Annotated in this window: 7 protein-coding genes and 1 pseudogene; all 8 read left to right on the top strand. The window is 68.8% G+C overall.

Features of this window, described 5'->3' with window-relative positions; genetic code table 11:
* The first annotated feature begins 206 nt into the window (after positions 1-206).
* Positions 207-1,064 (top strand): MotA/TolQ/ExbB proton channel family protein, encoded by an 858-nt coding sequence (locus AC1D1T_RS28940; protein WP_477992981.1) that lies wholly within the window; start codon positions 207-209, stop codon positions 1,062-1,064.
* Between the two features lie 33 nt (positions 1,065-1,097).
* Positions 1,098-1,526 carry an ExbD/TolR family protein gene (locus AC1D1T_RS28935; RefSeq protein ID WP_465115239.1) on the top strand — a complete coding sequence of 143 codons (429 nt, stop codon included), beginning with the start codon at positions 1,098-1,100 and terminating at the stop codon, positions 1,524-1,526.
* Positions 1,527-1,555: 29 nt separating this feature from the next.
* Complete coding sequence (locus AC1D1T_RS28930) at positions 1,556-1,987, top strand: ExbD/TolR family protein (RefSeq protein WP_465115241.1); 432 nt, start codon at positions 1,556-1,558, stop codon at positions 1,985-1,987.
* A gap of 11 nt (positions 1,988-1,998) precedes the next feature.
* Complete coding sequence (locus tag AC1D1T_RS28925; protein ID WP_477824985.1) at positions 1,999-3,204, top strand: tetratricopeptide repeat protein; 1,206 nt, start codon at positions 1,999-2,001, stop codon at positions 3,202-3,204.
* 276 nt (positions 3,205-3,480) lie between these two features.
* A complete protein-coding gene (locus tag AC1D1T_RS28920) occupies positions 3,481-4,356 on the top strand; it encodes a glucosamine kinase nucleotide-binding domain-containing protein (protein ID WP_477992980.1) in 876 nt (291 codons plus the stop codon).
* Complete coding sequence (locus AC1D1T_RS28915; protein WP_047510706.1) at positions 4,353-5,093, top strand: GntR family transcriptional regulator; 741 nt, start codon at positions 4,353-4,355, stop codon at positions 5,091-5,093. The genes AC1D1T_RS28920 and AC1D1T_RS28915 overlap by 4 nt, the downstream gene beginning before the upstream one ends.
* Positions 5,090-6,223, top strand: a complete 1,134-nt coding sequence (gene nagA / locus AC1D1T_RS28910) for an N-acetylglucosamine-6-phosphate deacetylase (protein ID WP_047510704.1) — start codon at positions 5,090-5,092, stop codon at positions 6,221-6,223. The genes AC1D1T_RS28915 and nagA overlap by 4 nt, the downstream gene beginning before the upstream one ends.
* A pseudogene (locus AC1D1T_RS28905) lies at positions 6,213-6,458 on the top strand (SIS domain-containing protein); the annotation flags it as partial. The gene nagA and the pseudogene AC1D1T_RS28905, both read left to right, overlap by 11 nt.

Raw genomic sequence — 6,458 nt, 5'->3', positions numbered from 1 at the left:
CACCCGGTCTTTGCGCGCAACAGCCTGAGGCTGGTGAGCGAATACAAGTGCCAGGGCCAGGGCAAGGACGTGCTGGTGCAGGTGCCGTTTGGCTACAAGCTGGAATGAACGCCTGAGCTGATCCCGCTCGATCACTGACTTTCGTTGCGACGAGGGCCCTGACCGGGGCCATGAATTCACAAATTTCTCTAGAGATTGGAAACACCATGTCTTTGTTTTCTCTGCGCTCACTGACCATGGCTCTGAGCCTTGCTGTTGCCGCCACCGTGTTCGTGGCCCCTCAAGCTGCGCAAGCACAAGCGTCGGCCCCGGCGGCTGAAGCGCCGGCCGCGGTGGCTGCACCGGCGGCGCCGGTGGCGGTGCCGGGCGCGGTGACGAAGGAGTCGGTGGACAACCCGTACGGGCTGAGCGCGCTGTGGGCGCAAGGCGACTTCGTGGCGCGCGGCACGCTGATCATCCTGGTGATCATGAGCATGGGCAGCTGGTACATCCTGGTGACCAAGCTGTTCGAGAGCTTCAAGATCAGCGGCGAGGCKCGYGCRGCGCGCAAGASCTTCTTCAAGTCGGCGAGCCTGAACGACGGCGTCGCGACGCTGAAGGACGGCAGCGCGTTCCGCTTCATYGCCGAGACGGCGATCGAGGCGGGTGACCACCACGAGGGCGAGCTGACGGCGAACATCGACCGCAACACCTGGGTGGGCGTGAGCGTGCAGCGCGCGATCGACAACGTGCAAAGCCGCCTGCAGGACGGGCTGGCGTTCCTGGCGACGGTGGGCTCGACGGCGCCGTTCGTGGGGCTGTTCGGCACGGTGTGGGGCATCTATCACGCGCTGACGGCGATCGGCATTGCCGGCCAGGCGTCGATCGACAAGGTGGCGGGCCCGGTGGGCGAGGCGCTGATCATGACGGCCATTGGTCTCGCGGTGGCGGTGCCKGCGGTGCTGGGCTACAACTGGCTGGTGCGCCGCAACAAGGTGACGATGGAGTCGGTGCGCAGCTTCGGGGCGGACCTGCACGGCGTGCTGCTGGGCAGCCGCTCGACGCTGCGCGGCGGCAGCCGCTGATCGCGGATCACTCCTGAGCGAAGGAGCAACGCGATGGCAATGAACGTGGGCAGTGGGGACGGGGACGACGACGAGGTCGTCTCCAGCATCAACACGACGCCGCTGGTGGATGTGATGCTGGTGCTGCTGATCATCTTCCTGATCACGGTGCCTGTGGTGACGCAGACGGCGGCGGTGTCGCTGCCGAAGGARACCAACATTGCGCGGGTGACGAAGCCGGAGAACATCGAGATCTCGGTGACGAAGGACGGCGACGTGTACTGGAACGCGCAGGCGGTGGCGGACAACAACGCGCTGGTGGCGCGGCTGAAGAAGGTGTCGGTGCTGACGCCGCAGCCGGAGATCCACATCCGCGGCGATGAGAAGAGCCGCTACGAGTCGGTGGGTCGGGTGGTGTTCGCGTGCCAGCGCGCGGGCATCCAGAAGATCAGCTTCGTGACGGAACCGCCGCCGCGCGGCTGAGCCGAACCCCAGAGAGAAGGATCAAGCAAATGGGAATGAACGTAGGCTCCGGCGGCGGAAGTGGTGATCCCGACGTGATGGTGGAGATGAACACGACGCCGCTGATCGACGTGATGCTGGTGTTGCTGATCATGCTGATCATCACGATCCCGATCCAGCTGCACTCGGTGAACCTGAACATGCCCACGGGGAGCCCGCCGCCGCCGYTGCGCGACCCGGTGGTGGTGACGATCGACATCGACTTCGACGGCACGATCCTGTGGAACGGTGAAGTCGTGCCGGACCGCACGGTGCTGGAGACGAAGCTGGCGGCGACGGCGGCGGTTGCCGATCAGCCCGAGGTGCACATCCGCCCGAACAAGCTGGTGGAGTACAAGTCGGTGGCGATGGTGCTGGCCAGTGCGCAGCGGCTCGGGGTGGCCAAGCTGGGCATGGTGGGCAACGAGCAGTTCATCAAGTGAGCACCATGGCCATGAAGTTGAAACCCTTGCTGGCCGCCACGCTGCTGGCAGCGGCGCTGACGACCGCGTACGCACAGGACGCCGTGCGTCCGGACATCGGCAAGCCGCTGCAGGCCGCGGGCGACCTGATCAAGGCCGGCAAGTACAAGGAAGCGCTCGCCAAGGTGCGTGACGCCGACGCGGTGCCGAACAAGAACGCGAGCGAGAGCTACACGATCGAGCGCATGCGCATCGCGGCCGCGTCGGGCGCGGGCGATGCAGACACGGCCGGCAAATCGTTCGAGGCGCTCGCGGCCACCGGCAAGCTGGCGCAGGCCGACAAGCTGCGCATGCTGGAGTCGCTGGCCGGTACCGCGTACCGTGCCAAGGACTACGCGAAGACGATGCAGTGGGGCCAGCGCTACTTCAAGGAAGGCGGCACCAGCGGCACGGTGCGCACGCTGCTGATCCAGAGCCAGTACCTGGGCGGGGACTTCGCCGGCGCGGCGCGCGAGCTGCAGGTGGAGATCAGCGCCTCGGAGAAGGCGGGGCAGGCGCCGGCCGAAGACCGGCTGAAGCTGCTGGCGAACGCGACGCAGCGCATGAACGACACCAACGCGTACGTGTGGGCGGTCGAGAAGCTGGTGACGTACTACCCGCAGAAGCAGTACTGGACGGACCTGCTGGGGCGGCTGCAGCGCAAGCCGAACTTCAGCGACCGGTTGGCGCTGGACACGTACCGGCTGAGYCTSGCGACGGGTGCGACGAGCGCGGCGGCCGACTACATGGAGATGGTGCAGCTGGCGGTGCAGGCGGGCAGCCTGAACGAGGCGCAGCAGGCGATGGACAAGGGCTTCGCGGCRGGGGTGCTKGGCGTGGGCCCGGAGGCGGAGCGGCACAAGCGGCTGAAGGACCTGGTGGCCAAGCGGCTGGCCGAGGCGAAGGCGGGCCAGGCGCAGGCGCTGACGGAGGCGAAGGCGGCCAAGGACGGCGGCGAGYTGCTGGCGATCGGCATGGACCAGGTCTACGGCGGGCAGGCCAAGCCGGGGCTGGAGCTGATGCAGCAGGGCATCGCCAAGGGCACGAAGCGGCCCGATGACGCGAAGCTGCACCTGGCGATCGCGCAGCTGGTGGCGGGTGATCACGCCAAGTCGGCCGCGACCTTCAAGACCGTGCAGGGCAACGACGGCACGGCCGACCTGGCCCGGCTCTGGGCGCTCTACGCCCGCAAGAAGTGACTTGAAACCCGGGGCCCGCCCCGGGTGACAAAACAGTGGCGCGTTCCGGCTTGGACTGGTATCGTTGCCCTCGATCGCCCTGCAACGGGGCGGTCCTCCAGACTTGGTGCGTGAGACGCACTGTCTGACAAGCGCATGTAAGCGCTTGAATTCAAACGAAAAATCCTGCTGCTAAGACAACTCTAATACCAATTGACTTATTGGTATTGCTGGTACTAAACTGGTTTCATCGCGGGCTCGACGCCCGCCCATGAACAACGTGCCAGAGAGCAGTCGATGATCGAATACCTGATCGGCGTGGATGGAGGCGGCACCGGCACCCGGGCCCTCGTCGCGCGCCGTGCCGGGGCGGTGCTGGGGCGGGGCGAGGCCGGCCCGTCGGCGCTGGGCCAGGGCATCGAGCCGGCGTGGCAGCAGATCGAGCTGGCGGTCRCCCGTGCCTTCGATGCCGCCGGCGTCGCCCGGCCCTCGCACGCGCAGTGCRCCCTCGGCGCCGGCCTGTCCGGCATGAGCAATGCGCCGTGGCGCGATGCCTTCCTGGCGCAGAACCCCGGTTACGCGAAGCTGCTCGGCGAGACCGATGGATTCGCGATGCTGGTCGGCGCGCACGGCGGTCGCCCCGGCGCACTGCTCGCGGCCGGCACCGGCAGCATCGGCGAGGTGTGGCGCGCCGATGGCACGCGCGCCAGCGTCGGCGGCTGGGGTTTCCCGGTCGGCGACGAAGGCAGCGGTGCCTGGCTCGGCCTGCGGGCGATGCGCATCGCGCAGTGCGCGATGGACGGGCGCCTGCCGGCGGGCACGTTGGCGCGCCGCGTCTGGGCCCAGTGCGGCGAAGACGCCGAGACATTGCAGGCCTGGTGCGGCCGCGCCGGCCAGTTCGCGTATGCACAGCTCGCACCGGCCGTGTTCGACACCGAAGACAGCGACCCGGCCGCCGCGCAACTGCTCGTGCGCGCAGTGACTGAGCTCGAGGCCATCGCCCGCGCGCTGGACCCGGCCGGCGAGCTGCCGCTCGCGGTGCTCGGCAGCGTCGGCCAGCGCCTGTCGCCCCGCCTTTCACCTGCGCTGCTCGCGCGCTGCGTCGCCGTCGCCGACGGGCCGGCCGCCGGCGCGCTGACCCTGATCCGACGCGAGGTCGAGACCGACCGATGAAGAGACCCCTGTTCGATTTCAAGCCCGACGCGCGCGACAGCTCGCCGCTGTACGTGCAGCTGGCTCGCAAGCTGGGGCAGGCGATCCGCGACGGCCGCTACCAGGCCGACGAGGCGCTGCCGTCCGAGCGCGTGCTGTCGGAGTCGCTCGACGTGTCGCGCGTGACCGCCCGCAAGGCCATCGACCAGCTGGTCGAGCAGGGCCTGATCGTGCGCCGCCGCGGCTCGGGCAACTACATCGCACCGCGCATCGAGCAGCCGCTGTCGCGGCTGACGAGCTTCTCCGAAGAGCTGCACCAGCGCGGCTACACGCCGAGCTCGCAATGGCTCGAACGCAGCATCACCGCGGCGGTGCCCGACGAGCAGCTGAGCCTGGGCCTGTCGCCCGGGGCGCGCGTCGCACGGCTGGAGCGGCTGCGCCTGGCCGACGAGGTCGTGATGGCCTACGAGGTCAGCGTGCTGCCGCAGAGCGTGCTGCCGCAGCCCGAGCTGGTCAACGGCTCGCTGTACGAATACCTGACCAGCACCCGCCAGGCGCCGGTGCGCGCGCTGCAGCACATCCGCGCGCTGAATGCGCAGCCGCGCCTGGCCGAGCAGCTCGGCGTGCCGGTCGGGCAGGCGGTGCTGTTCATCACCCGGATCGGCTACCTGGAAACCGGCCAGGCGGTCGAGCTGACCCATTCCTATTGCCGAAGCGACTACTACGACTTCGTCGCCGAAATGAGAAGAGAAGCATGAGCACCCACCTGCAAGGCAAGGTCCTCACCCCGCAAGGATTCGTCGACGGGCGCATCGAGTTCGGGGCCGACGGCCGCATCGTGCGCGTCGAGGGCACGCCGATCGATGTGCGCAAGGTGCGCGACAAGGCCGGCGCCATCGTGCTGCCCGGCTTCATCGACCTGCACGTGCACGGCGGTGGCGGGCACGACATCATGGAAGGCGGCGATTCGGCCGCGCGCGTGTCCGAGCTGCATGCGCGCCATGGCACCACCGCGCTGCTGGCGACGACGATGACCGCGCCGATGAGCGACCTCGAGCTCGCGTTCGCCGGACTCAAGTCGGTGTGCTCGGCCCGCAGCCCGAAGGGCGCGCGCGTGCTGGGCGTGCACCTCGAAGGCCCGTACATCAACGGCGGCAAGCTCGGCGCGCAGCCGAACTTCGCGCGGCCGGTGCAGACCGCCGAGCTGGCGCGCCTGAACGAGCTGGCACCGATCCGCCTGATCACGCTGGCGCCCGAGATCGCCGGCAACATGGACCTGATCGAGTCGCTGTGCGCCGCGGGTTTCCGCGTGCAGCTCGGCCACACGCTGGGCAGCTACGAGGACGGCGTCGAGGCGCTCAAGCGCGGCGCGGGCGGCTTCACGCACCTGTTCAACGCGATGAGCGGGCTGCACCACCGCGAGCCCGGCATGGTCGGCGCGGCGCTCGCGCATGCGAAGTACTCCGAGATCATTCCGGACCTGCTGCATGCGCACAAGGGCGCGATCCGCGTCGCGCTGCGCGCGATCCCGCACCTCTACTGCGTCACCGACTCGACCGCCGCCGCCGGCATGCCGGACGGCGACTACCGGCTCGGCCGCCACAAGGTCACCAAGTGCCTCGGCGGCGTGCGGCTGGCCGACGGCACGCTGGCCGGATCGACCCTCACCATGGACCAGGCGCTGCGCAACCTGGTCAACGAGCTGGACATGGACCTGATCGACGCGTCGCGCCGCGTCTCCACCCATGCGGCCGACTACCTCGGCGCCTCGGACCGCGGGCGCTTGTCCGCCGGTGCCTGGGGCGATGCCGTCGTGCTCGACCGCGATCTCACTGTTTCGGACGTCTATGTTGAAGGAAGCTCGATTGAACTCGCGCATGCTGGCTGAGGCCCGCGAAGCCCCCTCTGCGGTCGCACGGCAACTGGCCGAGAACGACCAGGCCTACAGCGACTTCGGCGCGCTGCTGCGCAGCAAGCCGCCGGGCTCGGTGCTGACCGTCGCGCGCGGCAGCTCCGACCACGCGGCCCACTTCATGGCCTACCTGATCATGGCGCGCATGGGCCGGCTGGTGACCTCGCTGCCGATGTCGCTGATCACGCTGTACCAGTCGCAGATCCGATCC

It is taken from the genome of Rhizobacter sp. P2_H3 (assembly GCF_056403355.1).
Note: the sequence above shows the minus strand (reverse complement) of the source record. Positions and strands in the feature narration are given on the sequence as shown.

Coding starts and splice junctions, on each gene's coding strand:
- AC1D1T_RS28915 (WP_047510706.1), top strand. CDS start 4,353: ATGAAGAGACCCCTGTTCGATTTCAAGCCCGACGCGCGCGACAGCTCG.
- nagA (WP_047510704.1), top strand. CDS start 5,090: ATGAGCACCCACCTGCAAGGCAAGGTCCTCACCCCGCAAGGATTCGTC.